Origin of the sequence: Granulicella mallensis MP5ACTX8 (assembly GCF_000178955.2) — a bacterium.
Taxonomy (GTDB): Bacteria; Acidobacteriota; Terriglobia; order Terriglobales; family Acidobacteriaceae; genus Granulicella; species Granulicella mallensis.
Genome location: NC_016631.1, coordinates 1,267,611 through 1,292,224, shown reverse-complemented (window position 1 = coordinate 1,292,224; position 24,614 = coordinate 1,267,611). Strand labels below are relative to the sequence as shown.

General features: G+C 59.5%; 24 protein-coding genes. 14 read left to right on the top strand and 10 right to left on the bottom strand.

Annotated elements, in window-relative coordinates; translation table 11 throughout:
* The first annotated feature begins 133 nt into the window (after nucleotides 1-133).
* Together ACIX8_RS05430 and ACIX8_RS05425 are read left to right on the top strand one after the other, a co-directional pair.
* On the top strand, nucleotides 134-826 hold the full coding sequence (locus tag ACIX8_RS05430) for a DUF305 domain-containing protein (protein WP_014264322.1): 693 nt from the start codon (nucleotides 134-136) through the stop codon (nucleotides 824-826).
* Nucleotides 823-2,844, top strand: a complete 2,022-nt coding sequence (locus ACIX8_RS05425; protein ID WP_014264321.1) for an LVIVD repeat-containing protein — start codon at nucleotides 823-825, stop codon at nucleotides 2,842-2,844. The genes ACIX8_RS05430 and ACIX8_RS05425 overlap by 4 nt, the downstream gene beginning before the upstream one ends.
* An 87-nt stretch (nucleotides 2,845-2,931) precedes the next feature.
* On the opposite strand, the gene ACIX8_RS25540 is transcribed toward ACIX8_RS05425, so the two are convergent.
* Nucleotides 2,932-3,114: a hypothetical protein gene (locus ACIX8_RS25540; RefSeq protein WP_150110500.1), complete on the bottom strand. Its 183-nt coding sequence runs from the start codon at nucleotides 3,112-3,114 to the stop codon at nucleotides 2,932-2,934.
* Nucleotides 3,115-3,561: 447 nt separating this feature from the next.
* Between ACIX8_RS25540 and ACIX8_RS05415 the strand changes: the two genes are divergently transcribed.
* A complete protein-coding gene (locus ACIX8_RS05415; RefSeq protein ID WP_014264319.1) occupies nucleotides 3,562-3,888 on the top strand; it encodes an ArsR/SmtB family transcription factor in 327 nt (108 codons plus the stop codon).
* Entirely contained in the window at nucleotides 3,885-4,313 is a 429-nt protein-coding gene (locus ACIX8_RS05410) for an SRPBCC family protein (protein ID WP_014264318.1), read from the top strand. The genes ACIX8_RS05415 and ACIX8_RS05410 overlap by 4 nt, the downstream gene beginning before the upstream one ends.
* A 34-nt stretch (nucleotides 4,314-4,347) precedes the next feature.
* Here the strand turns inward: ACIX8_RS05410 and ACIX8_RS05405 are convergent, their stop codons facing one another.
* On the bottom strand, nucleotides 4,348-4,770 hold the full coding sequence (locus tag ACIX8_RS05405) for an SgcJ/EcaC family oxidoreductase (RefSeq protein WP_014264317.1): 423 nt from the start codon (nucleotides 4,768-4,770) through the stop codon (nucleotides 4,348-4,350).
* Between the two features lie 364 nt (nucleotides 4,771-5,134).
* Here ACIX8_RS05405 and ACIX8_RS05400 point away from each other — a divergent pair, with 364 nt between their 5' ends.
* Nucleotides 5,135-6,601, top strand: a complete 1,467-nt coding sequence (locus ACIX8_RS05400) for a S41 family peptidase (protein WP_190273747.1) — start codon at nucleotides 5,135-5,137, stop codon at nucleotides 6,599-6,601.
* A 59-nt stretch (nucleotides 6,602-6,660) separates the two neighbouring features.
* On the opposite strand, the gene ACIX8_RS05395 is transcribed toward ACIX8_RS05400, so the two are convergent.
* Nucleotides 6,661-11,526, bottom strand: a complete 4,866-nt coding sequence (locus ACIX8_RS05395; RefSeq protein WP_014264315.1) for an Lhr family helicase — start codon at nucleotides 11,524-11,526, stop codon at nucleotides 6,661-6,663.
* Between the two features lie 77 nt (nucleotides 11,527-11,603).
* Here ACIX8_RS05395 and ACIX8_RS05390 point away from each other — a divergent pair, with 77 nt between their 5' ends.
* The 3 genes from ACIX8_RS05390 (at nucleotide 11,604) to ACIX8_RS05380 (ending at nucleotide 14,768) form a co-directional block, all read left to right on the top strand.
* Nucleotides 11,604-12,749: a type IV pilus twitching motility protein PilT gene (locus ACIX8_RS05390; protein WP_014264314.1), complete on the top strand. Its 1,146-nt coding sequence runs from the start codon at nucleotides 11,604-11,606 to the stop codon at nucleotides 12,747-12,749.
* 48 nt (nucleotides 12,750-12,797) lie between these two features.
* The gene (locus tag ACIX8_RS05385; protein ID WP_014264313.1) at nucleotides 12,798-13,259 is read left to right on the top strand and encodes a cytidine deaminase; all 462 of its coding nucleotides are present in this window, start codon (nucleotides 12,798-12,800) and stop codon (nucleotides 13,257-13,259) included.
* A gap of 84 nt (nucleotides 13,260-13,343) precedes the next feature.
* Nucleotides 13,344-14,768: a thymidine phosphorylase gene (locus ACIX8_RS05380; RefSeq protein ID WP_014264312.1), complete on the top strand. Its 1,425-nt coding sequence runs from the start codon at nucleotides 13,344-13,346 to the stop codon at nucleotides 14,766-14,768.
* A 146-nt stretch (nucleotides 14,769-14,914) separates the two neighbouring features.
* Here the strand turns inward: ACIX8_RS05380 and ACIX8_RS24360 are convergent, their stop codons facing one another.
* Together ACIX8_RS24360 and ACIX8_RS05370 are read right to left on the bottom strand one after the other, a co-directional pair.
* Nucleotides 14,915-15,334, bottom strand: coding sequence for a hypothetical protein (locus tag ACIX8_RS24360; protein WP_014264311.1), 420 nt, complete (start codon nucleotides 15,332-15,334; stop codon nucleotides 14,915-14,917).
* Between the two features lie 143 nt (nucleotides 15,335-15,477).
* A complete protein-coding gene (locus ACIX8_RS05370) occupies nucleotides 15,478-15,678 on the bottom strand; it encodes a cold-shock protein (protein ID WP_014264310.1) in 201 nt (66 codons plus the stop codon).
* Nucleotides 15,679-15,949: 271 nt separating this feature from the next.
* On the opposite strand from ACIX8_RS05370, the gene ACIX8_RS05365 reads away from it, so the two are divergent.
* The 5 genes from ACIX8_RS05365 (at nucleotide 15,950) to udk (ending at nucleotide 19,652) form a co-directional block, all read left to right on the top strand.
* Nucleotides 15,950-17,188, top strand: a complete 1,239-nt coding sequence (locus ACIX8_RS05365) for a NupC/NupG family nucleoside CNT transporter (RefSeq protein ID WP_014264309.1) — start codon at nucleotides 15,950-15,952, stop codon at nucleotides 17,186-17,188.
* A gap of 35 nt (nucleotides 17,189-17,223) precedes the next feature.
* Nucleotides 17,224-17,466: a ribbon-helix-helix domain-containing protein gene (locus ACIX8_RS05360; protein WP_014264308.1), complete on the top strand. Its 243-nt coding sequence runs from the start codon at nucleotides 17,224-17,226 to the stop codon at nucleotides 17,464-17,466.
* Nucleotides 17,463-17,801, top strand: a complete 339-nt coding sequence (locus ACIX8_RS05355; RefSeq protein ID WP_014264307.1) for a type II toxin-antitoxin system RelE/ParE family toxin — start codon at nucleotides 17,463-17,465, stop codon at nucleotides 17,799-17,801. The genes ACIX8_RS05360 and ACIX8_RS05355 overlap by 4 nt, the downstream gene beginning before the upstream one ends.
* Nucleotides 17,794-18,657, top strand: coding sequence for a purine-nucleoside phosphorylase (locus ACIX8_RS05350; protein ID WP_014264306.1), 864 nt, complete (start codon nucleotides 17,794-17,796; stop codon nucleotides 18,655-18,657). The genes ACIX8_RS05355 and ACIX8_RS05350 overlap by 8 nt, the downstream gene beginning before the upstream one ends.
* A gap of 275 nt (nucleotides 18,658-18,932) precedes the next feature.
* Nucleotides 18,933-19,652, top strand: coding sequence for a uridine kinase (gene udk / locus ACIX8_RS05345; protein ID WP_014264305.1), 720 nt, complete (start codon nucleotides 18,933-18,935; stop codon nucleotides 19,650-19,652).
* Nucleotides 19,653-19,983: 331 nt separating this feature from the next.
* Here the strand turns inward: udk and ACIX8_RS05340 are convergent, their stop codons facing one another.
* The 5 genes from ACIX8_RS05340 to ACIX8_RS24355 form a co-directional block, all read right to left on the bottom strand.
* Nucleotides 19,984-21,048, bottom strand: coding sequence for a 1,9-bis(guanidino)-5-aza-nonane synthase (locus tag ACIX8_RS05340; protein ID WP_014264304.1), 1,065 nt, complete (start codon nucleotides 21,046-21,048; stop codon nucleotides 19,984-19,986).
* Nucleotides 21,049-21,531: 483 nt separating this feature from the next.
* Entirely contained in the window at nucleotides 21,532-22,434 is a 903-nt protein-coding gene (locus ACIX8_RS05335; RefSeq protein WP_014264303.1) for an alpha/beta fold hydrolase, read from the bottom strand.
* A 33-nt stretch (nucleotides 22,435-22,467) separates the two neighbouring features.
* Nucleotides 22,468-22,653, bottom strand: a complete 186-nt coding sequence (locus ACIX8_RS05330) for a hypothetical protein (protein ID WP_014264302.1) — start codon at nucleotides 22,651-22,653, stop codon at nucleotides 22,468-22,470.
* 75 nt (nucleotides 22,654-22,728) lie between these two features.
* Nucleotides 22,729-22,923, bottom strand: a complete 195-nt coding sequence (locus tag ACIX8_RS05325) for a helix-turn-helix transcriptional regulator (RefSeq protein ID WP_014264301.1) — start codon at nucleotides 22,921-22,923, stop codon at nucleotides 22,729-22,731.
* Entirely contained in the window at nucleotides 22,916-23,281 is a 366-nt protein-coding gene (locus tag ACIX8_RS24355) for a hypothetical protein (RefSeq protein ID WP_052310567.1), read from the bottom strand. The genes ACIX8_RS05325 and ACIX8_RS24355 overlap by 8 nt, the downstream gene beginning before the upstream one ends.
* A 173-nt stretch (nucleotides 23,282-23,454) precedes the next feature.
* Between ACIX8_RS24355 and ACIX8_RS05315 the strand changes: the two genes are divergently transcribed.
* Entirely contained in the window at nucleotides 23,455-24,516 is a 1,062-nt protein-coding gene (locus tag ACIX8_RS05315; RefSeq protein ID WP_014264299.1) for a RelA/SpoT domain-containing protein, read from the top strand.
* The last annotated feature ends 98 nt before the right edge of the window (nucleotides 24,517-24,614 follow it).

The window sequence follows — 24,614 nt, the reverse complement described above, 5'->3', positions numbered from 1 at the left end:
TTACACTCAGGATCTTTCACAGGCTGAAAGCCGGCAGACCGTTCTCCCCTCGCAAGAGGAAGTCTCCTGCTGACCGCCCAGTTCCGGGTGTTACTGCAAATAGTCTCTCTTTTGCATCATGGTTGGAGGAGCGTTGTCTTACCCGACTTTCCTTACACTTCGATCAGTCGCCTTCTGTCTCTGTGCCACGGCTGCCTGGTCGCAGCAGACTACCCCGGCACCTCCCTCCGCACCGGCGATCATCCAGCCCGGCGCTCCCGGCACCAGCAACAAGACCCTCTCCAACGCCGACGCAACTGCCGGCGAAGCTCCCAAGACACCGTCCAAAGCCGACGTCGATTTCATGCAGGGCATGATCATGCACCACAATCAGGCCGTCGAAATGACAGAGCTCCTCAAGACCCGCACCAAGGATCCTGAGGTGAGGGAGCTCGGCAAGAAAATCGACGTCTCCCAAAGCGACGAGATGCGCTGGATGAAACAGTGGCTCACCGACCGCGGCTTCCCCATCTCCGCCGATCCCATGGCGGGCATGGATATGAAGGGCGACATGAAGGGCATGGACATGAGCATGCCCATGATGCCCGGCATGCTGACCTCCGCCCAGATGGACACCCTGCGCAAAGCCAGTGGCCCCGAGTTCGACCACCTCTTTCTTACCGGAATGATCCAGCACCACACCGGCGCCCTGCAGATGGTCAAAGATCTCTTTGCCAACCCCGGAGCCGGCCAGGACCCGCAACTCTTCGACTTCGCCAGCGACGTCGACAACACACAACAGGCTGAAATCGACATCATGCGTCACATGCTGAAGGAGAGACAATGATCCGCAGTACTTCCTCGCACTTCCTCCGCAACACCCTGGCGCTGGCTCTTTCCCTGTCCGCCACCAGCTTCTGCGCTGCCCAGACCACCGCCTCTGCGACACCACCCACCGCAAAGATGCCGCCCAAGCCGCCCAGCGTCTTCGTCAATCCTCGCTCCGGCCCGGACGATCCTCGCGTCGGCCTCAAAGGCGGCCTCTATGACGCAAACACCGCCATCCTCGGTATGAAGCTGGTGATGACCACTCCCAAGCCCGCAGGCTTTGGCCCTGACCTCGATTCCATCAAGGCCGTCGACGCCACGCCACCGCCACCGCCTGTCGATCCCGACGCTCCTCGCCAACCTGGCCCAGCGCACCCCAGCGGCCCTCGTGCCAACTACGGCGGAACGAACTCGGACCTCGCCTTCAACGCCAAGTACCTGTTCAACGGCAACTACAACGGCGTCAACATCTATGACATCTCCGACCCCACGCACATGGCGCTGCTGACCTCCATGGTCTGCCCCGGCGGCCAGGGCGATGTCTCGGTCTACAAGAACCTTCTCTTCATGTCGGTTGAAGCGGCCAACGGTCGCATGGACTGCGGCACCCAGGGCTTCGCCACCGCAAGCCCCGAACCTCAACCACCGGCTCCGACCGGCGACGCCGCAGCCGATGCCGCTGCGATGAGGGCCTTCAGGACGCGCCAGCCGCCCCCCAGCCCGGACCGCGTGAAGGGTGTCCGGATCTTCGACATCTCCGACATCCACAACCCGAAACAGGTGGCTGACGTCCAGACCTGCCGCGGCTCCCACACCCACACGCTCGTCATCGACCCGAAGGACAAGGACAACGTTTACATCTATGTCTCCGGCTCCGCGGGCGTCCGCCCCTCCGCTGAGCTTGGCGGCTGCTCCGGCGGCGATCCCGACAAGGATCCCGATACCGCGCTCTTTACCATCGTCATCATCAAGGTGCCGGTCGCGCATCCTGAGCTGGCCAAGGTAATCGCCAGCCCGCGCATCTTCTCCGATCCCCAGACCGGCGACATGAACGGCCTGTGGAAGGGCGGCAACCACGGTGACGGCACGCAGACCACCTCGTCCACCCGAGGCTGCCACGACATCACCGCCTACTCCTGGCTTGGCCTGGCCGGCGGCGCGTGCTCCGGTAACGGCATCCTGCTGGACATCAAGGACCCCGCACACCCCAAGCGCCTCGATGCCGTCACCGATCCCAACTACGCCTTCTGGCACTCCGCCAACTTCTCCAACGACGGCAAGACCGTTCTCTTCACCGATGAGTGGGGCGGCGGCGGCCAGCCGCGCTGCCGTGTCTCCGACCCCATGGCCTGGGGCGCCGACGCCATCTTCTCCATCACCCCGGACAAGAAGCTGAAACTCGACGCCTACTACAAGATGCCCGCTCCCCAGACCGACAAGGAGAACTGCGTCGCTCATAACGGCTCGATGATTCCCGTCCCCGGACGCAACATCGAAGTCCAGTCCTGGTACCAGGGAGGCGTCTCGGTCATGGACTACACCGACCCCTCGCACCCCTTCGAGATCGGTTACTTCGACCGCGGCCCGGTCGACGATAGCCGTCCCGCGATGGGCGGCCAATGGTCCACCTACTACTACAACGGCTACATCTACGGCTCAGAGATCGCACGCGGTACAGACGTCCTCAAACTCGTTCCCACCAAAGACCTCACCCAAAACGAAATCGACGCAGCGGCCCAGGTCTACCTGCCTGAGTTGAACGTCCAGAACCAGCCGCACATCGACTACCCGATGACGTTCCTCACCGCGAAGGCGTACCTCGACCAGCTCGCACGCGGAACCAGTCTGGACGCAGACAAGATCGCGGCCATCAACGCCGACATCGACGCGAAGAACACCAAGAAGCTTCACGCCGATGCGAAGACAGCCGAAAAAGCCGCTGCCACAGCCAAAACACCGGGAGACGCCGACCGCCTCCACGCACTATCGAAGATCCTCGTGAGCGGCGGTGCAGAAGCCGCCAAAGCAGGCGAGTAACCGAGCAAAATCATAGGTCGTATTCCTCATCGAAGGGTGCCGGTGCTGTGTCTGTCCACGGTGCCGGCATCCCTCCCGGTGCAGCACTTACTCCAGGCCCCGATGCGCCGGATAAGTATTGATGCTGCCGACTTCCAGTACGCCGTACTGCGGACACGCTACGACTTCAAATTCGATCTGACTCCCATCGAAAGCAAAACTTACGCGTGCCTTTTTGTTTTCTTTGAGAGTCTGATGGAATCGGAGATGGCCGAGGCTTCTCAAGGGCATGTAGGCATACTTTCCTGGCACCAGAGGCTTTGTGCGGTCGATCAGAAAGCCCACTGGCTGGTTCTGAAAGTAAAAAATAAGGCCATGATCTTGCATATCTTCAGCGAGTTTACCCAGAGGCCACCGGATTAGAGCAAATTTCCTGTAGGTGTATAGCAAAACCGCGACATTTATGGCCGTGTTTTATCTGAGCCGAAGGATCTGTTCTTGTTTTCTGGTTGTCATTCCGACCCTCAAGCAAAGCGAAGGGGAGGAACCTGCTTCCTCCCGTTTTTCCCGGGGAATTGCGCTCACCCATAGCCTTCGCACCTCTCTACCTCAAGCGCTCAAGCCTTGACCTTCGTGCTGGAAAAGTCCCAACATCTCAGGTTCGGCCATGCCCTACCTGCCGTTGGGCGCAATAAATAATCCGTTGACAAACCATAACCAAATGGTTATGGTTTGTCTGTGCAGCCAGCTACCGCCAATCTCGTATTCCGCGCGCTCTCCGATCCAACCCGAAGGGCTATCTTCGAGGAACTAACGCGTCAGGGCGAACAAACCGTCCATGCCTTGACCCATTTCGCGGGAGTCTCTCAGCCTGCCGTCTCCAAGCATCTGACGGTGCTCAAACGGGCAAAGCTGGTGCGGCATCGTCGCGATGGACGCGAGACGCACTATCGCGCCCAGTCCGAAGCGTTGGAACCCATGGTGGATTGGCTGCGACTCTATAGTGCCTTCTGGCACGAGCGATTCGATCGTCTTGAAGCAGTTTTGGAAAGGATGGAACCATGAACAATCCCGCAGAGAATACTCGTACTGTCGTTGTAGAAAAAGTGTTCGCCTACCCGCCCGAAAAACTATGGCGGGCTCTTACGGAGCCATCGCTCCTCGCGCAATGGCTCCTGAACAATGACTTCAAACCCTCGGTTGGACAAGCGTTCCAGTTCCGCGCCGATCCGATGCCGAACTGGAGTGGAATCATCGACTGCGAAGTGCTGATCGTCGAACCGCTGGCACGGCTCTCGTATACCTGGAACTCCATGGGACTTGAGAGCGTGGTGCTCTTCACCCTGACGCCAGGTGAGGGCGGCACACACCTTCGCATAGAGCAGTCTGGTTTCCGTCCCGATCAAGAGGCAGCCTACAAAGGCGCTGGCTATGGATGGAAAAACTTCGTCGGCAAGTTGGAGCAGGTACTTGAGGGAGACGCCGCGTGACGGTGGCGGAGGGACAGGCTTGTGCGCCGCGCGCTCAGGAGCGCAGGCGCACAGCCCCTGTCATCGGATTTGTCAGTGTCACATTCTCCAACGCCTGAATACGCCATTCGCCCTCGCGAAGCGTCACCACGGCCAGGATCAACGTATCGATCTGATGCGGCCCGGCAGGATGCGCATCGCCGGCGCTGAGCCGCGACCAGAAATGCAGAATCGCCGCGTTGTCTGCGATTGTGTCGACATCAGGCGCGTCGTTCTCAAGCGTTGAATCGCGATAGATCGTGGCATGAATACCAGTGTGGCCAGTGACGATCTGGTTGACACCGCGCCAGTAGCTCCCAAACCGATTCACAAACGTCGCATCGGGATGGAACAGCCGACCGAAGGCGTCCATGTCGTGCGTGTTCCACGCTTCCTGAAAGCGCATGGGGATCTTTGCCGCCTCCGTGCTCTGATTCATGATGCCTCCTCTCGCGTTATGCCAGCTGGCTCGGTAAATCAAAAAATACCAGATATGCGCCACTTGATTGTAAGTGTGCGGAGCCCGCGAAAATGGCGTCTGGTCTCGCCCCTTTGACCACTCAAATATCGAATCGCAGATTTACTCGGAGACCGCCGCACACACGTACGAGATACCATTGCCGTTGTATGAATTGAGACTGCGGAGCCCTTCTATATTGCCAGCATCCCATGAATCAAGGCGGAATCTTTGGGTATACATGCTCCGGTGGAGCGCTACGATTGGGGCTTTGGCATTGCTGGCTTTAGTTGGAATAGTGGAGAGCACCGCCCATCGCCCATCACCGGTGCATACCTCCGTCACGATGTCGGAAGTGAAAGCCGAGGACGCACACCTGCAGCAGATGGGCTTGGCCCTCCAAGACGGCAGCTTTCTGAAGGAACATCCATTCCAGCCGCCTTGGACTTCGCATTCGCTCCTTTTTCCTTCAACCTGGGCGGAGCCGGGAATAAAGTCTCTTCTTCATTCCCGTCACGTTCGCGCCGATCTTCTGCTGGCCGATCTGGATGTGCTTCAGCCTGTGATGGCCCGCGCCTACGGAGGGTGGGATAGTGCCGTAACGCTAGGTTGGAATTGGGACCGCTGGTTTGGGGATTGGCGCAATCGGCTTGCCGCAAGGGGCAGCGAGGAGATTTCGTTGGACGACGCGTTCGCGCCCATGGATCAGCTCCTGGCATTCCAACACGACAATCACACACAGATTCCGCTCGATCGCCAAACATCCGACGGCTCGCAAACAGCTTTGCTTGCTCGTGCACCTGGCTCTGCCTGTACGGAGATTCGCAGCAGCGACAGAATCTTTTCCATCAATACCAACGATGCAGGCCAACACGTGCGCACTGCACAGTTGTGGACGCGTGGCGCAAGGTCTTTTATAAACGCCAGCTACATCGCCACCCCTACCTCCTATGGAGTTCCGCAAGCGGTGCATTGCGGCGGAGACTGGATTACGGTCCAACCGCTGGGCGACCGGCGAGGCAAGCCATGGTCGTCAAAACTCAAGGAGCTATGGAAGGAGACGCTTGGTCGTGTCCGGCCAAGCGTCGAACGCATCGGCGACGGCATCGTGTACGCGCGGCTTCCGGAGTTCGATTCCGCCCACTACGACGGTGTTTCGCGTCAGGGCTGGGCGAATCGCAAGCCCTCGGACCACGTGCTCATCGTAGATTTGCGCGACAACGGCGGGGGAGAGGTCGATTATGGCCTCGATGTGCTCAAAGGGTGGGTCGACCAAGACCAGATGATCCGCTTCGACAGCATCGGCTCTCAAGTCAATTCGTCCTGTCTCTACGCCGCACTGAAGTGGAGCTATGCAGATGACAACGGTAATGCACAAATGCAGAGATGGTTGGATCGCATGGCCCAGCCCTTTCCCTCTGACTGCCCTCGCAGTGTAGACAGAACACCGTCAAGGTGGACTTACTTGCAGCACCACTTTAATCCGAAGCCCAGCGATATGCGCATTATCGTGCTGGTCAATTCGGGCTGCGGCTCCGATTGCGAACTGATGACGGAAGAGCTTGCCTCCCTGCCTCAGACGCTCGTCGTGGGAGCAAATACCTACGGATTATGCCAGCTGATCCAGCCCGGCTACTCGGTGCTGCCGCACACTGGATTGCACTATCGCATGGCGCTAGGCAGAAGCGATCCCTATGGAGATAATCGCTCCGTCGATGGCTACGGCCTCGACGTAGACGTAGTGCTTCCTGACGTAGACAGGCTAGGACGCGAATCGATGCGCGAACTGGCCGCCATAGTTGCTAGACCTTGATACGTGTGGTCTCCGCTGATGAAGCCGCTGAAAAATGAGCGATAGTTTTAGTTTGCCCGCTACTCGGCGACCGCCCCTACTGGCCTTCGCCGCACATTGAATCCCGACGGCGCAGGCTGAAACCCTGCCTCCAGCAAAAACCTCGCCAACGGATGCCTCGCAACAGGCACACCATTGACCGTGGTGATCAACATTCCCCTGCGCTCACGCGGCTCTTCGCCACTCTCTTCCCGTTGCGTGTTCGCCACAAAAAATTCAGCAAGAGCCGTTGCAACATGCGAACACGCCGGCTCATCCTCCGGCAACAGCACCTGCACGTTCGTATTGCCCCGACGCAGATACGCGGTCAGCGCGCCATCGACCAGCACCACACGCGCGCCGACGCTGCGCGTCAGTGACGAGCCTTCCTCCGGAGCGGCGGGCCAGCGCAGCAACGCACCGTAAGGATTCGCAGGATCAGTCGCAGAGAGCATCAACACCTCGCTCGGCTGTTCCTGCACGCTCACACGCAGGCTGCGCAGCAAGTCCACTGCGGCAGGCATCGCAAACTGGGTTGCGCCGAGATCGGCGGCAAAGTATCCCCGCCGCACCCGGCCACTCTCCTCGAATGCCTTCAGCACGTCGTACACCGCGGAGAAGCCTCCCGGCAGATTCTCCGCATGAGCGGTCTCACGAAACACCACCCCATAGCGCGTGAGCAACTGCTGCGCCATCGCATAACTCCACTCGGTAACGCGTGCAGGTGTTGTGCGCTCTACATCGAACGCCACCGCATTCAGACTCCAGCGTCCCTGCGCCGCCGGAGGGGTCGTGCGACGGCTGCGAAACCCCGTCTGATTCTGATGATGCACCCGACGCGACGGCTTCGCTCCACGCCCGCTGCCCGCAGGCTTCTCACAATACGCCCGCAGGGCATGGAGCGCATCGTTGGTCAGCAATCCCTGCCACACCAGCGACCACAGCGCATCGATCGTCTCTCCCGGATACCCTCCACCAATAGCGTCATGCAACGGCTGAAAGAACGAAGCACCATTGGTCTGCAAATAATCAACAATCTGCCGCTCACGCTCGTTCAGCTCCCTAATCCCTAATCCCTGATCCCTAATCCCTGCCTTCGGAGGCCACAACAATGGCAGCTTCTCCGCCAGATACAGCCCCACCCGCCCATCGCGCTCGCCGATCGGCTCAAACCCGGCCCACACCACCTCGCCTGCCGCGACCAGCGTATCGAGATCGGCAGACTTATACCCCGCGATACGCGCAGGCAGAATCTCCGTCTCCAGCAGGCTCGCGGGCAGCGGTGTGCCTTGCAGATTTTCAATCGTGTCCAGCAGTGCATCGAGTCCACGGCGCGGCTGCACGACTCCCTGCCACCGCGTAAACAGCCGCGCCAGCGTGCGTTGCTCTACCGGCTCGACTTCTTTCCGCAAGCGTGCCAGCGACTTGCGTCTTACAGACCGGAGCACCTCCACATCGATCCACTCACGATGCACACCTCCAGGCCGGAACCCGCCTTCTGCGACACGCCCCGTGCCGACTAACTGCTGTAGCGCTGCCTCCACTCTCTCGTTTGGCAGCTTATATCGCGCCGCAACATCGACCGTCGTGAACGGCCCATGCGTACGCGCATAGCGGCGTGCGATCTCCAGCAGCGCCTCAGGCACAGGCACAAGAAGTGCCTGTGGCAATCCCGCAGGCAGGGCCACTCCCAGCGCATCGCGGAAGCGCGCAGCATCTTCGACCGCAATCACGCGCTTCTCTCCTGCGACGGTCAACTCCAGCGCGCGACGCTCTTTGATCAAGCGGCCAACACTGCCCGCAACCTCAGCGTTCACACAGCGAGCGGCAAGCTCCGCGCGCGTTCTGTCGCCGAGCCGCAGCAGCAGGTCATGCACGCCATCCATCGACCGCGCCTTGTACGGATCGACGACACACTGCAACTGCTCTTCGGTCTCCTCGATGGCGTTTGCGTCGAGCAACTCGCGCAGATCGGCATCGCCCAACAGCTCGCGCAACTGGTCCTGGTCGATGCTCAACGCCTGCACCCGGCGCTCCGCCAGCGGCGCGTCGCCATCGTAGATGTACGTGATGATGTAGCTGAACAACAGCGACTTCGCAAACGGCGAGGGCGTCTGCGAGTCCACCACATGCACGCGTATGGCGCGGCTCTCGACAGCCCGCAGCGTCTCCATCAGCGCGGGCATGTCGAAGACATCGCGCAGGCACTCGCGATAAGCCTCCAGCAGAATCGGAAAACTCGCATAGCGCGAGGCCACAGCCAGCAGATCATACGATCGTTTACGCTGCTGCCACAACGGTGTTCGCCCCTCCGCGCGACGGCGCGGCAACAGTAGTGCGCGTGAAGCCGCCTCGCGAAACTTCGCGGCAAACAACGCCGTCGATCCAAGCTGCTGCATCACCAACTGAGCCGCCTCCTCCGGCCCGAGCAACAGAGCTTCCACCTCCGGCGGCTCGTCGGTCTCGGGAAAGCGCAGCACAAAGCCGTCCTCACTCCACATCGCCTCTGTATCGAGGCCCGCGGCCTTGAGCTTCGCCGTCACCGCCATCGCCCAGGGCGCGTGAACCCTGCTGCCCAGCGGTGACAGGCAACATACTCGCCATACCCCGGCCTCATCGCGTACGCGTTCGATCACCATCGTGCGATCGTCGGGGACCTCCTTCGTCGCAAGCTCCTGATCGGCTAGGTAGCGCAGTACATTCTCCGCCGCCTGCGGATCGAGATCGTGCTCACGCGTCAGCTTCGTCACCGCCGCGCCGCGCGGAAGTTCGCGCAGCTCACGAACCAGCGCCCCGATGCGGCGGCCAAACTCAATCGGCCTGCCTGCCTTGTCTCCATGCCAGAACGGCATCTTGCCCGGCTCGCCCGGCGCAGGACTCACCAGCACACGATCATGCGTGATCTCGTCGATGCGCCACGTCGACGCGCCCAGCATGAACGTCTCCCCCGTGCGCGCCTCGTACACCATCTCCTCATCGAGTTCGCCCACGCGCAGAGGCTTCGCATGATCGCCGCTCAGGAACACACCATACAAACCTCGATCCGGGATGGTGCCGCCGTTCAGAATCGCGATGCGCTTCACGCCCTGCCGCGGCGTCAGCCAGTTGCGTGTACGGTCCCACGTAATGCGCGGGCGCAGCTCCGCAAACTCATCCGACGGATAGAAGCCCGCCAGCATATCCAGCACGCCTTCAAAGACTGCAACGCTCAACCCCGCGAACGGCGCGGCACTGCGAACCAACGCCAACAGCGCGTCATAAGAGATGCCCGGAGCCTCCTCCTCCTCAACCTTGCGCAGCCTCCGCCGTTCTACCTCTTCCACCGGCAGGGGCGGATGCGCGACGATCGCGACCACCTGCTGCGCCAGCACATCGAGAGGATTGCGCAGCAGCCGTGTCGACTCTACGTGTCCCTCATGCATCGCCTGCGTCACCGCGGCACAGGCCACCAGGTCCGCACGATACTTCGGAAAGATAATCCCCACAGACGGCGCGCCCACCTGGTGCCCCGCACGTCCGATTCGCTGCATCCCGCTCGCCACGCTCGGCGGCGACTCAATCTGCACGACCAGATCAACCGCGCCCATGTCGATGCCGAGTTCCAACGACGACGTGCAGACCAGCGCCTTGATCTGTCCGGCCTTCAGCAACTCTTCAATCTCCCGGCGCTGCGCCGCTGCAAGCGATCCATGATGTGCTCGCGCGATCGGCTCTCCCGCAAGCTCGTTCAACGCGCCCGCCATGCGCTCGGCGATACGCCGAGCATTCACAAAGATCAGCGTCGACGTTCGCGCACGCACGATCTCCAGCAGGCGCGGCTGGATCGACTGCCATATGCTCGTGCGCTTCGTCCCCTTCACCGCCGAGCCGTCGGCCAGATCGTCAGCCTCGCCGAGCTTCGCCATATCCTCGACCGGCACCTCAACCGTCAGCTCCAGCCGCTTGCGCGCCCCCGCATTCACGATCGTGACAGCGCGATACCGTACCCCCAACAGCTCACGCTCTTCTTGCCCCGCTAACTCCCCGTCTTGCTGACTCGCTGGCTCGCTGACTTGCTGACTCGCTGCTCCATCCGCTCCACCAAGAAAGCGCGCCACCTCCTCCAGCGGCCTCTGCGTCGCGCTCAGGCCAATGCGTTGAACGGGCCGCCCGCAGAGCGCCTCCAGCCGCTCCAGCGACAGCATCATATGCGCTCCGCGCTTCGTCGGAACCAGCGCATGAATCTCATCGATGATGACCGTCTCAATCGAACGCAGCGCTTCGCCCGCGTCCGAAGTGAGCAGCAGATACAACGACTCCGGTGTAGTGATGAGGATCTCTCCGGGATGCCGCTTGAAGCGTGCGCGCTCCTTCGGCGACGTATCGCCCGTGCGCACGCTGATCTCCGGCAGATGTACCGCAACCCCCTGTTGCTGCGCCGTCTTCGTAATGCCCGCCATCGGCATACGCAGATTGCGCTCGACATCGACGGCCAGCGCCTTCAGCGGCGAAAGATACAGCACCCTGCATCCGGGCTGGGTCGCAGGCTCGCGCAGCATCAGCTTGTCGAGACACCACAGAAACGCCGTCAGCGTCTTGCCGGTGCCCGTCGGCGCAAGGATCAGCGTCGACTCTCCACGTGCAATCGCAGGCCAGCCTTCGCGCTGCGGTGCGGTCACCCCCTCGAACGCCTCACGAAACCACGCAGCCGTCACCGGATGGAACAGCTCAAGCCCAGATGTATCCGCAGAGGTGCTCTCCGCTCGCGACGAACGCTTTGTTTTGATCGACTTCGCCGCTTCACCGCGCTTACGTTCCGCCACGTGCGTCCGCTCCATTCGCTTCAGCAACCATCTCGCACGGCTGCTAAAGGTGGGATGCAATTCTGCCGAGCATTGTCCTAAAGAACAAACCTCGGAAGAATCCATCCTCCATTCCTGCCCGTCTAAGCATAAACAACGTGCAGGAGCCGCCCGACCTTAGGCCCTCACACTTTGGAGGGCCCATGTCCGTGTATGAGAGTGATCTGTCGCAGCTTGTCTATGAGTTGAATCGCACCGTGCCGGGAGCCAAAACCGCCACGACAACGGCTTCGCTCGATTCGCTGCTCGCGCTGGCCGCCGGACAAGGCGCCTCCGACGTCCTCTTCGTGGCTGGGTCAGCCATCACGCTGCGCATCAATGGGGTGCTGGCTGCGGCCACCGGCAAAGTCCAGACACCCGAGGACCTTCGCGGCCTGCTGCTGCCGCTCCTGACGAATGAGCAATCGAAAGAGCTTGAAGCTCAAAGGTCCCTCGACTTTTGCTTCGTTCGAGGAGCAACAGGCAGATTCAGAGCCAATGTTCACTATCAGCGCGGCACGCTCGCTGCGAGCATCCGGCTGCTGCCCGCCCAGATTCCAACCGTCGAATCTTTACATCTGCCCCCCATACTCGCCCGGTTGACGGAGCGCCGGCAAGGCTTGATCCTCCTCACCGGACCCACCGGCTCCGGCAAGACCTCCACCATGGCCGCGCTCATCGACCAGGTCAACGCACGCAGGCGCGACCACATCATCACGATTGAAGACCCCGTCGAGTACCAGCACACCAACCGAAACTCCATCGTGGAGCAGATCGAGGTCGGCCACGACACCCCGAGCTTTGCGCACGCCGTCCGCGCCGTCCTGCGCCAGAATCCCGACGTAATCCTGATTGGCGAGATGCGCGACAGCGAAACCATGGCCGCCGCGCTCACCGCAGCCGAGACCGGACACCTGGTCCTCTCCTCGCTGCATACCAACGACGCCGCCCAGACGATGTCGCGCATCCTGGACAGCTTTCCCGACAGCAACCAGGCCCAGATTCGCCAGCAGCTCTCGCTGGCACTGCTCGCCGTCATCGCCCAACAGCTCGTCCCCGGAGTCGGCCCCGTGGGCCGCTACCCCGCCGTCGAGGTCATGGTCGCTACCACGGCCATCCGCAACATGATTCGCACCGGCCAGGACCACCAGATTCGCTCGCACATCTCGACCAGTCGCGGCGAAGGCATGATGACCATGGACCAATCGCTGGCCGAACTGGCTCGAACGCGACGCATCACCCAGGAGACGGCCCTGGCTCACTGCTACCACCCCGAAGAGCTGCGCTCCCACCTGCTGCATCCAGCCTAGACCGAGCTTGCCATCCCGCAGCCAAGCGACTACCTTAAATCACTCACCATGTCACAGGCTGCGCTCCAATCCGCCGATCTCACGATTACTGAACGCGAGAATCTTCGCGTCCTCGCAACGACCGCAGCCGAACGCTCTTACTCGCCGTACAGCCACTTCCGCGTCGGCGCAGCTCTGCTGCTCACCGACGGCTCCATCGTCACCGGCTGCAACGTCGAAAACTGCTCCTATCGCCTCACCAGTTGCGCGGAACAGGGAGCTATCGCCCGCGCCGTCGCAGAGCACGGCCCGAAGATCCGCCTGCGCGCCGTCGCCGTCGCGAACCTCAACAACGCAGCCTCCATGCCCTGCGGAGCCTGCCGCCAAACCCTCACCGAGTTCGGCGACGACGCGACGATCATCCTCTACCCTGGCGAGAACGGTGCGCCAAAAGAAACGACTTTGGGAGAGCTACTACCCCACGCCTTCCGCCCCGAACACCTCGAGTCCCATCACTCTCGCACCTCGTAGCTCGCAACCTCGCAGCTCATAGCTGAATAGAACCCGCACCGGACCATCGCCACACCGAGCATCCCGCACCAAGAGACCTTCCCTATGTCCGACCACGCAATCTATCCCCTCGACATCGTCATCAAAAAGCGCGACGGAGCCGAACTCACCAAAGCCGAGATCGAGCATTTCATCCACGCGGTCGTTCTTAACGGAGAGCAGAAACTCGCCGAAGCACGCGGAGAAAAGCCAGCCACACTCTCTGCCACCGACAAGGTTACCGATGCGCAGATCGCCGCGTTCCTCATGGCCGTCTTCCAGCGCGGGCTCTCGCCGGAAGAGCTCGCCAACCTGACCACAGCGATGCGCTTCTCCGGCGAAACCTTCGATGCCGCTCCCCTGCACACCTTCACCGTCGACAAGCACTCCACCGGTGGTGTTGGAGACAAGAGTTCACTGCTCATCGCGCCAATCGTCGCCGCAGCCGGACTGGACCTGTCGCCCAGCATCTCGGTGCCGATGATCTCCGGACGATCCCTGGGCCATACAGGCGGCACCCTCGACAAGCTCGAAACCATTCCCGGCTTCGACACCCAGATCTCCATGGCCCGTTTCGCGGAGATCCTGCGCGAGTGCCACGCCTCGCTCGTCGGCCAAACGCCGCGCCTGGTACCCGCCGACCGCATCCTCTACGCCATGCGCGACCACACCGGCACGGTCGAATCGCCATTCCTCATCACGGCCAGCATCATGAGCAAAAAGCTCGCCGAGAGCCTGAACGCGCTCGTCCTAGACGTCAAGGTAGGCTCCGGCGCTTTCATGCCCACCTATGAGAAGTCGAAGTTCCTCGCCGAACTGATGGTCTCCACCGGTGAACGCGCCGGCACACGCACCGCCGCCCTGCTCACCACCATGGACGAGCCGCTCGGCCGTTTCTCCGGCAACTGGATGGAGGTGTGGGAGTGTGTCGACATCCTGCAGAACCGTCGCCATCCGATGTCCGCCGACCTCATCGAGCTTTCAAACATTCTCTCCGGCTGGATGCTCTACTTCGGCGGCAAGACCGCCACGCCTGAGGCCGGCGCAAAGCTCGCCGACGACATCCTTCGCTCCGGCGCGGCCTACAAGTCCTGGCTGCAGATCGTCGCCGCGCACCAGGGCGACACCAGCATCTTCAACGATCCAGCAGCCTTCCATCAGCCCAAGGCAACGCGCGTGCTCAAGGCCTCGCGTGCAGGCTATCTCGCGGGCATGGACTGCAAAGAAGTCGGCTGGGCCGTGCAACGCCTCGGCGCAGGCCGCGCCAAACCCGGCGATCCCGTCAGCGCCCACGCCGGTATCGAGTCACACGCAAAACTTGGCGACAAAGTAGAAGAAGGCCAGCCCATCTTCACTCTCTTCAGTGAGGATGCAGCGCTGCTCGACGAGCCTTATCGCATGTTAGAAGCGACAGTCGAAATCGCCAACGAGCCACGCCAGAAGCAGCCGCTCATCCGCGAGATCATTACGAAAGAAAACATCAAGGGCTGAAGGCCCGACCTATCTTTGAACCCCAGATAGATCGGGCCTTCAGCCCTTGGATATAGGTACCAGTTCCCGGAGCATTGCCCAGGCGGGTATAGCGTTGCGCTTCGTCGCACAACAGATTGAACGGTTTTCCAGAAACGCCCCGGCTCTTACGCCTTGGCTTTTTTCTGCATGTAATGCTGTACGCTCGACTGCCAATCCAGCGACGTTCCGGCATAGGGAGAACCCTGACGCCGCACGCTGCGGTTCGATCCCGCGGGAACGAAAGGCTCTGCAGTCTTGGGAGCGGCTTCTGCTACTTCGGTAGTCTCGACAGCCACAGGCGCGTCCTTCGGACGGAAAGAGCGTGGCAGGTCGTTCTGATTGAACTCGATTCCCTCACCGGCAAGACGCTTGGCGGTGAGGACCAGGGCGTCGCGCTTCAGGGTCAGCTTGCGGGTTGCGGCAGCACGGTCGGCTTCGTTGTCGAAGCTCTCGAAGTTCAAAAGATGCGCCAGCTTGCGATCGAAGAGATCGATCTCTTCATGGACGGTCTTCAGGTAATACTTGTTTTCGACGATGTTCGCCATGTGCCCTCCACAGACTTCTGGTTGGAGTAATAAGAGGCAGCCCCGCGGAATCGTCAGGGGGAATCAGATTTTTGTAAGTCTCTGCTGCAATAGCAAAGGGCGGTTCCTAAAGAACCGCCCTGAGCCTCGATCCGTTGAAACTCTTACACAACCTGAACGTTCTCTGCCTGCCAGCCCTTGGGGCCCTTGACTACATTGAACTGAACGCTCTGGCCTTCCTGAAGCGAACGGAAGCCGTTGCTCTGGATGGCGGTGTGATGTACGAAAACGTCGTCGCCGTTAGCGCGGCTCAGAAAGCCGAAACCCTTAGCGTCGTTGAACCATTTAACTGTTCCCTGTTCCATTTGGTTTGTTCCTTTAATACGATGTACCGCTGAACGCAATTTGGAGTTGTTTGCTGTAAAGCAGTACGGCCAGAACAAGCAAGTAGACCAGATCGGATTCTACGATCTTTTTCAGTGTATCATCCTCATTCAAAAAGAGCGACACACCCCACTTTTGCCCCCTTTTCTTCGAGAACCTGCCCGGCAAAGGAAACAGGCAATAGCTCTGGCGCCGTCTGACCCGGTACACTGCCACCAACCAGCTGATTTTGTTTGACCATCGGAGCACGCCTTGGGCCGTTTTACCGGACTTCTCGGACTTATCGTTTTTCTCGGACTTGCCTATGCCTTCTCCACCAATCGCAGCGCCATTCGCTGGCGTACCGTAGGCTGGGGTCTCGGCCTGCAGATCATCTTCGCCTTCCTGGTCATCAAGTGGAGCTATGGACAGCAGATCCTCAGCTCTGTCTCCGGCGTGATCACAGGCCTTCTGGGGCACTCCGCCGACGGCTCCTCGCTCGTCTTCGGCGCTCTCGGCAATCCGAAGAGTCCGCTCAGCATCTTCGCCTTCGCCGTACTGCCCACCATCATCTTCGTCAGCGCCTTCTTCGCCATCCTCTATCACATCGGCCTGATGCAGCAGATCATCAAGGCCGTCGCCTGGATCATGCAGTTCACCATGGGAACCTCCGGCGCCGAGTCCACCAACGTCGCGGCCAGCATCTTCATGGGCCAGACCGAGGCCCCACTCACCATCCGCCCCTTCCTCGCCGGTGCCACCCGCTCCGAGCTCATGACCATCATGACCTCCGGCATGGCGCACGTGTCCGGCGGGATCATGGCAGCCTACATCCTCTTTGGAATCAACGCGAAAGACCTCCTCTCCGCCGTCATCATGACCGCGCCGGGCACCATCCTCGTCGCCAAGATGCTCGTTCCGGAGACTGAAGTTCCTGCAACCCAGGGCACCGTCAACATGCCTCCCAGCGAGGAGCACAAGGACGAGAACTTCATCGGCGCCATCGCCCGCGGCACCATCGACGGCGGCCAACTGGCCTTCAACGTCGCCATCATGCTGATCAGCTTCGTCGCCCTCGTCGGCCTCTTCAACGCCATCATGCTCGGCATCTCGAACACCCTCTGGGCCCACGGCCATATTCCCTTCCCGCACTCGCTGAACAACGTTCTCGGCGTCGTAGGAGCACCCGTAGCCTGGCTCATCGGCATCCCCTGGCACGAGGCCCGCACCATCGGCAACCTCCTCGGCACCCGCACCATCATCAATGAGTTTCTTGCCTTCAATGAGTTGGGCAAGATCAAGGCGGTACTCTCCCCCCGCACCTTCTCCATCGCCACCTTCGCCCTGTGCGGCTTCGCCAACGTGGGCTCCATCGGCATGCAGATCGGCGGCATCGGAGCCCTGGTCCCCAACCGCCGCAACGATCTCGCCAAGCTCGGCCTGCGCGCCATGCTCGCCGGAACCATGGCCAACCTGATGTCCGCCAGCATCGTTTCCATGCTGATCAAGTAGTTCGCTTGGTATCCTGTTCGTGCGAGGTGAAGGCTATGGCAGTTGAACTCAAAGCTGAAGACCAACAAAAAGCCGAGGCCCTGGTTAGCTCTGGCCGCTTCGCCAGCGTGGCTGAGGTCCTACACGAGGGTCTGCATAGGCTCGAAAGAGAAGAGCAGTACAAAGACCTGATAAAAGCGAAGATCGCCAAGGGACTTGAAGATGTTGCCGCAGGTCGTACGGTTTCACGAGAAGAGTTTCTTGCCGAAATCAAAGAGCGGCGGCGCAAGCGAGCATGAAATCGTATCGGCTCTCCTACGAAGCGAGGCAAGACTACTTCGAAGCCTTTGACTACATTGCAGGACATAGCCTTCGAGCAGCCCTTAAATGGGAAGACCGAATGCTGGAAGCCTTCGATCACCTCGCGGAGTGGCCACAGACGGGACGTATTCGACCGGAATATGCTCCGAATCATCTACGTTTCTGGGTTGCAGAAGAGTATCTCGTCGTTTACGACCCTTCCTCTGATCCCCTCGCGATCATCGGCATCATCCACGGAGCGCAAGATCTAGCGCCACTCATATCTCGGCGTTCAAGTGACTACGCTAAAGAGTTGGAAGACGATCATGCTTGAAGCTCCCGACCAATACACCCGCTGCACCGCCGCCGCCGAGCACATCCGCTCGCTCCACGCCGCCACGCTCACCCTCGGCATCATCCTCGGCTCAGGCCTCGGCGACTTCGCCTCGCAGGTAGAAGACGCAACGACCATCGCCTACGCCGACATCCCCGGCTGGCCGCTCTCCACCGTGGCAGGCCACTCCGGCAAACTCGTGCTCGGAACCATTGGCGGCGTCAACGTCGCGGTGATGCAAGGCCGCGTCCACGCCTACGAGGGCTACTCGATGGCCGAGGTCACCTTCCCTACCCGCGTTCTCCGGCTGCTCGGCTGCACCGGACTCATCGTCACCAACGCGGCTGGGGGCATCAACAAGAGCTACGGTCAGGGAGGCCTCGTCTGCATCTCCGACCACATCAACCTCACCGGCACCAACGCCGCGCTCGGTCCTAACGACTCCCGCTTCGCCTGTTCCCCTGCCAGTGGTCAACGCTTCTTCGACATGAGCACCGCCTACTCCGCGCGACTGCGCCAGATTGCACACGCCGAGGCTGCAAAACAAAACATCCCCTTGCCGGAAGGCGTCTATCTCGCCGTGCTGGGCCCCAGCTACGAGACCCCCGCCGAGATCCGCGCCTTCCGCACACTCGGCGCGGACCTCGTCGGCATGAGCACCGTGCATGAGGTCATCGTCGCCCGCCACATGGGGATCGAAGTCCTCGGTCTCTCCCTGGTGACCAACATGGCAGCAGGCGTGCTCGATCAGGCCATCAACCACGAAGAAGTCATGGAGACTGGCAAACGCGTCGAAAAGCAGTTCACGGCCCTGGTAAAAGCGCTCGTTCCGCAGGTCGCCGCGCAAATCGCATGATTCAACCCATTTCAATTAGATAACCTGCTCTGCCTCTGCTTTTGCTTTTCTAGTTTGTCATTCCCGCAGGGAATCTGCTTTTGCTCTTGCTTTTGCTTTTGCTCTTGCTCTTGCTCTTGCTCTTGCTCTTGCTTTTCTGGTTGTCATTCCGAGCGCAGCGAGCGAACCTGCTTCCTCCCGTTTTTCGCTCATGCTCCCAGAAAGCCTGCGCGTAATCCAAAAATCGAAAAGAAGGTAGCCTCTTCTTTTCGATTTACCTCAGGGCCTTGAAATCAATGGCCACAAACCTTCACGCGGCGTCTCTGCTGCAAAAGCCGGCTACTCATGGATACACTCGTGTGAAGACCATGCAGGAATCCGACCGGCAACTCAGACTTCCCCAGAAGCCCATCATCCTCGGCATCGCTGGCTGCTCCGGCTCCGGCAAAACGACGCTCGCACGCGAGCTGGCCTCCCAGCTCGAGGCCACCATCTTCCCGCTCGACCTGTACTACCGCGACCTCTCGCAGATTCCACTTGAATTACGCGATAAGGAAAACTTCGACGATCCCGACTCGCTGGAGAGTGAACTCTTCGTCGAACACCTTCGCAGGCTGGCCGACGGCCACACCATCCAGCGGCCCGTCTATGATTTTTCCCACCATACCCGCGTCGCAGGAGCCTTCGATCTCATCTCCTCAGCGCGTTTCCTCATCGTCGAAGGCATCCTCGCTCTGCACTATCCCGAGCTTCTTCCGCTCTACGACTTCAGCCTCTACGTCAACGCACCGAACGAAATCTGCCTGAACCGCCGCATCTACCGCGACATGCGCGAGCGTGGCCGCACGGAAGAGAGTGTCCGTGCGCAGTTCGAAGCCACAGCCCGGCCTATGGCCGAACGCTACGTCCTGCCCTCGCAGATCCACGCCAATCTCATCGTGGAAGGCACCGAAGACCTCGACTGGTCCATCGAACAGGTACTCCGCGAACTCCACAAACGAGGGTTGCTGCAGTAGCGAAGAGGTAACAATCCGAATGCCATATCTTTGACGCAACTCTAATGGGCGACTACATCAACAAAATGGAGCGCAGAGGTTCAACCAGCCACAGGTACAAGCCCCAAAGGGGCGGCATATCCCAGCCCAGGGTGGAGGCGGCTGGCGAGCGCTTTTTGCTCGCCGTGTCGCCGGAACCCTGGGTTACGACCGCAGAAAAGCTAGAGCCCTGAAGGGGCGGCATATCGCGGTTGCACGATATACCGCCCCTTCCACCGCAAAAGCAAAACGGCAGAGCCCAAAGGCCCTGCCGTCTTCTAAACCCTGAGCCCTAGACCCTGGGCCCTTTGCCTTACGCGGTTACCGGCTCCACCAGCACCTGGGCGAACAACTTGCCCGTACGCTCTGCAGCCCCATTCTTATGGTAGGCATACGCAGCGATCAGCGGGAACGCGATGGTCGCCTCGGCGAACACCATCTGCTCATAGGTCAAATCGACCTTGCCCCACGAGCTGGCTTCCTTCAACGTCGAACCGGAGAGCGCACCGTCGCGCGCATCGGCTACCGTGATCTGGATGGCGTACTTGTGCATCGAAGCCTCGACGCCAAGGATGTCCGCCGCGACCACAATGTCCTGCGCAAAGTTCTTCGGTACACCGCCGCCGAGCATCAACAGGCCCGTCGTCGGGTTCGCAATCTTCAACTGCGTCAGCTCGTAGAAGTCCTTGGCCGAGTCGATCGAAACCACCGGCTTGCCGCGACGCGCATGCTGATGCGCCACCAGGCCGAAGCCCGCCGAGCAGTCCGAGAATGCCGGGCAGAAGATGGGCACGTCTTTTTCGTAGCAGGCCAATACGATCGAGTCGTTGTTGCCGTTCTCCGGCGTGCGACCGTTCTTCTTCAGGTAAGCGCCCATCTCGGCGATGAACTCGCGCGAGGAGTAAGGCCGCGTCTCCAGGGAGTTCGTAATCTTCTCGGTCGCAGCGTCGCAGATGCGCAGCTCGTCCTCGTCGATGAACGTGTCATAGATGCGATCGATGGCCAGGTCGCGAAGCTCGGCATCGCCCGCGCCGTACTTGTACTCTTCGCCCGCGATGTAATGCCGGTAGCCGAGAGCCTCAAAGAAGTCCTGGTCGACGATGTTGGCGCCGGTCGAGACGATCGCGTCGACCATGTTGTTGCGCACCAGGTCGACGATGACCTTCTGCAGGCCGGCCGAGACCATCGAACCGGCGAGGCAAAGGATGACACCGCATTCGGTATCGCGCAGCATCATGTCGTAGATGCTCGCTGCACGCGCGAGATCGCGCGAGCTGTAAGCCATGGATGCCATGGCATCGACCAGCGCGACAACGTTGTGCTGCTTGATGTCGATGTGCTGGATCTGAGCTTGGAGGAGTTCTTTTTTCGTAGGCATATTGACTATCAGAATATCGTGTTTGAGCCAATATCGATAAGGATTTCTGTGAATTTCACGGAAACAGCCAGCAGCGCCTATCGTCCCTATACAAGGTTCAAATACCAGCCCCTGTTTTCAGAATACAACTGCCTGAAATCGAAGAACTTCGCGCAAGATAAAGGGGATGCCCCACCCTGAAATCTGAATGAGGCATCGAAGACCTCGTCTTAGACCACAACCGGGCTCGATGCACGCATAGCTTCTGTTTCATCTCCCCACAGAATCGTCATCCTGAGCGAAGCGTCCCGGCCTTTGGGGACGCGTCCGTTCGGCTACGCTCAGGACCGAAGGACCCCGAGGTTCACCATCCTGCCCATGCCCTTCACCCCTTTCTACCTCGAACGCTCGAGTCCGGGCTTTCGTGCTGGAAAAGGTCCCGACAGCTCGGGTAGGGTCAAGCCCCTCGGGTCCTTCGACTCCACCCCTCGCAAAAAGCGCGCCCTACTTCAAAAAGCTCTCCACCGCTGCATCCAACTTCTCCGGCTGGTCGTACATGATGAAGTGCCGCGAGTCGTCGATCCGCACCAGCTTCACATTCGGCTTCGCCGCATACGCCGTCGTATAGATCGTATCCACCTTCGCCGGGTCAGCCCCCTGCGCCGTGGCATCGTACGGATACAGCATCAGCATCGGCGTCTTGATCGTCGCGACATCGCCGCGCAAATCCGTCTGCAGATCCTCGTACATGGCATTGGCGAACACCGTTCGATCGCTCGCAATCGAGCTTGCCACGACTAGCTTCTGCCCGTCCGCGTTCTTCACCATACCCGCCACCATCAGCGGTTGCATCGCCGCAAACTGGGCGGCAGGAGCGGCAATCAACTGCTGCCGTATCGCATCGGCCTGCGGCTTGACCGTATCCACCGTCGCCGCCGGGTTGAACACCACCGCATAGAAGGGTAACGAGTCCACAATAATCAGCTTGCTGACATCCTCCGGATGCTTATCCGCGAGCATCAGCGTCAATAGCCCGCCCAGCGAATGCCCCATCACTGTTGGATGAATCTTGTTCGCGACGATATAAGCGTGCAACTCCTCGACCACCGGCGCGAGAAACGCCCCCGTAGCATTCGGCCCGGCCGGAGCTCCGGCAAAGCCATCAATCTGCACAATATGCAGCCGGTAGTTCGGAGCCAGCAGCTTTGCTTCTCCGTCCCACACCGCCTTCGAGCTTGCGAGTCCCGGAATCAGCACGACATCCGGCTTGCCCACCGTACCCGCGTCCGTGATGGTGAAACGTGTAGGCGCGAAAGATTTCGCGGTCTGGCCGCGTGACGGCACACACAGCAGGGCGATACCACCGAGAACAAAGGCCAGCATAACGAGAACACGAAAGATTTTCATGATTTGATTCCCTTCATAGGATGGAAAAATTCGTTATAAATTGCGGCGCTGCTTGTGTAGAGCTAAGAACATCGACGCAATATAAGTGAGCAGGCCCGCGATGCGAAAGATGTGGTCCCACGGCCTTTCATTCACCACATACTGGGCCACGATGAAGAACAAAATAGCGATATAAGCCAGGCGCAACTCAGTAGACCACTTGCGATTGATACTTATCATTTCCATTCTCCTTAGCCTGATAGGTTCATCACCTGATCGCGAGTGAAGCGTGTCAGCAAAGCGACCTGACATTTGTCACGCCTCGTCCTCGAAGATCTCTTCAATCCGCTGATCAAACAGCCGCGCAATCCGAAACGCCAGCGGCAGCGACGGATCGTACTTCCCCGTCTCGATGGCGTTCACTGATTGCCGCGAGACCTCCAGCCTGTCCGCCAGATCGGCCTGCGACCATCCTTTCTCCGCCCGCAAGACTCGCAGCCGGTTATTCATCGGCAGGCACCCGGTTCGACATGCGGTACGAGATCTTCGCAACCAGCATGAAACCCAAGAACACAAAGAACTCGCTGAACGGAAACAACTGCCCATTCCAACCGAAGATGCGCAGGTAAGTCGAGAACAGATTTACGATCACCATGCCCGCGGTTCCCCATAGAAGACAGCGAACAGCGAGATCACGTTTGTACTCGTCTTTTTCGTTCCGAAGATATTGGCCCATCAAAGACATCACCCCAAGGATGGGGAGCACCGGCAGCACCGCCAGCATCCATAGGACGGCACCTGTAGGGTGAATCCGATCGGCAACATAACTGGCTGCCGGGAACAAGACCAGGTATCCGGCCAAAACCATAAAACTGGTCTTCCTGTACTTCCGTGCTGCGGGACTTAGCATGTCTTGTCTCCCTGTCCTAATGACAAGCTCACTTTACGTAAAGTCTCCTTGGCAATAACTTACTTGACGAATCAACCGAGAAAAGGTGTACCTTGTCACGTGAAACATACTTGATTTAGGAGGGGCTGTTCGTGGATTTCCCCTACACAAAAAAAGAGGTCAGCAGGGCAGGCGACTGTATCCGCGACCACGGCGACGGGCGTCTTTCTGACGAATTGAGCCATGCCCTAGATGTTCTTGGGGCGTGGAGAAGTTCGCACATCCATCCTCTACAGGCGAGTTTTATGACTCTGGGAACTCGCGCCCGAAAACTCGATCCTTCCGCTCTGGTATCTCAGCGACTAAAGCGAATCCCATCGGTGATGGTCAAGCTTAAACGCCAGCCGGGGATGCAGTTGGCGCGCATGCAAGACATTGGAGGGTGCCGGGCAGTAGTGAAAAACGTGCTAACGGCGTACCAACTTGCGCAAAAGTTCCAATGCGATCTAACCAACTACATAGACAGACCAAAACCTGACGGGTATCGAGGCATTCATCTCATTTCTAAATACCACCCAAAGATTATGAAGCACGAGAACTTAGCAGGCCGCTTGATTGAGGTTCAGATTCGTACAAATGCGCAGCATGCTTGGGCGACAGCAGTGGAAACGGTTGACTCGCTATTGCATCAAAACATCAAAACTGGCGGAGGCGACCTGAAATGGAGAAGGTTCTTTGCGCTGGCATCAAGTGTAATTGCATTGAAAGAGAAGACACCTACGGTGCCAGATACCCCAAACACTCTCTCTGAATTGACTGAAGAGATACGGGTTTTGGATGCGGAGTTGCGGATTCGGCAAAAACTTGAAGGGCTATCCAGTAGCGTCGAAAGAATCAGTAAGGCCAAGATTCCTGGCGAGGTGGCTTATGTTCTTCGGCTTGATCTAGACGAAAAGATGATCAACAAGACGCCCTTCACTAAAGACCAATTGGAAGCGGCGTTGGATTTCTACATGCAGTTGGAGAAGTTGTATTTCAACGATCCAAGCCAGCAAGTCGTGCTCGTTATGGTCAGCAAATTGAAAGACCTCAAGAAGGCGTATCCAAACTACTATTTGAACGTAGGGCGGTTTCTGTTCCTTATGGAAGGCGTGTGGAATGAACCAAAAAGAAAAATTCGACAACGTGATGAAAAGAGTTCTGAGCCTCGGTAAAAAGGAGATGCAACGCCGTCTTTCTGAGGACAGCCAACGAATCAAAATTGGAAAGAAGCGGGGGCCTAAGACCTCCGCTTCCCCTTCCCCTGGCGTTT

What these genes read in the sequence shown, in the direction of transcription:
- ACIX8_RS05370 (WP_014264310.1), bottom strand. Translation starts at nt 15,678, where the DNA reads ATGGAACAGGGAACAGTTAAATGGTTCAACGACGCTAAGGGTTTCGGC.
- ACIX8_RS24360 (WP_014264311.1), bottom strand. Translation starts at nt 15,334, where the DNA reads ATGGCGAACATCGTCGAAAACAAGTATTACCTGAAGACCGTCCATGAA.
- ACIX8_RS05350 (WP_014264306.1), top strand. Translation starts at nt 17,794, where the DNA reads ATGCTTGAAGCTCCCGACCAATACACCCGCTGCACCGCCGCCGCCGAG.
- ACIX8_RS05425 (WP_014264321.1), top strand. Translation starts at nt 823, where the DNA reads ATGATCCGCAGTACTTCCTCGCACTTCCTCCGCAACACCCTGGCGCTG.
- ACIX8_RS24355 (WP_052310567.1), bottom strand. Translation starts at nt 23,281, where the DNA reads ATGGTTTTGGCCGGATACCTGGTCTTGTTCCCGGCAGCCAGTTATGTT.
- ACIX8_RS05390 (WP_014264314.1), top strand. Translation starts at nt 11,604, where the DNA reads ATGTCCGTGTATGAGAGTGATCTGTCGCAGCTTGTCTATGAGTTGAAT.
- ACIX8_RS05355 (WP_014264307.1), top strand. Translation starts at nt 17,463, where the DNA reads ATGAAATCGTATCGGCTCTCCTACGAAGCGAGGCAAGACTACTTCGAA.
- udk (WP_014264305.1), top strand. Translation starts at nt 18,933, where the DNA reads ATGGCCACAAACCTTCACGCGGCGTCTCTGCTGCAAAAGCCGGCTACT.
- ACIX8_RS05325 (WP_014264301.1), bottom strand. Translation starts at nt 22,923, where the DNA reads ATGAATAACCGGCTGCGAGTCTTGCGGGCGGAGAAAGGATGGTCGCAG.
- ACIX8_RS05395 (WP_014264315.1), bottom strand. Translation starts at nt 11,526, where the DNA reads ATGGATTCTTCCGAGGTTTGTTCTTTAGGACAATGCTCGGCAGAATTG.
- ACIX8_RS05405 (WP_014264317.1), bottom strand. Translation starts at nt 4,770, where the DNA reads ATGAATCAGAGCACGGAGGCGGCAAAGATCCCCATGCGCTTTCAGGAA.
- ACIX8_RS25540 (WP_150110500.1), bottom strand. Translation starts at nt 3,114, where the DNA reads ATGCCCTTGAGAAGCCTCGGCCATCTCCGATTCCATCAGACTCTCAAA.
- ACIX8_RS05400 (WP_190273747.1), top strand. Translation starts at nt 5,135, where the DNA reads ATGTCGGAAGTGAAAGCCGAGGACGCACACCTGCAGCAGATGGGCTTG.
- ACIX8_RS05335 (WP_014264303.1), bottom strand. Translation starts at nt 22,434, where the DNA reads ATGAAAATCTTTCGTGTTCTCGTTATGCTGGCCTTTGTTCTCGGTGGT.
- ACIX8_RS05330 (WP_014264302.1), bottom strand. Translation starts at nt 22,653, where the DNA reads ATGATAAGTATCAATCGCAAGTGGTCTACTGAGTTGCGCCTGGCTTAT.
- ACIX8_RS05380 (WP_014264312.1), top strand. Translation starts at nt 13,344, where the DNA reads ATGTCCGACCACGCAATCTATCCCCTCGACATCGTCATCAAAAAGCGC.
- ACIX8_RS05385 (WP_014264313.1), top strand. Translation starts at nt 12,798, where the DNA reads ATGTCACAGGCTGCGCTCCAATCCGCCGATCTCACGATTACTGAACGC.
- ACIX8_RS05360 (WP_014264308.1), top strand. Translation starts at nt 17,224, where the DNA reads ATGGCAGTTGAACTCAAAGCTGAAGACCAACAAAAAGCCGAGGCCCTG.
- ACIX8_RS05340 (WP_014264304.1), bottom strand. Translation starts at nt 21,048, where the DNA reads ATGCCTACGAAAAAAGAACTCCTCCAAGCTCAGATCCAGCACATCGAC.
- ACIX8_RS05410 (WP_014264318.1), top strand. Translation starts at nt 3,885, where the DNA reads ATGAACAATCCCGCAGAGAATACTCGTACTGTCGTTGTAGAAAAAGTG.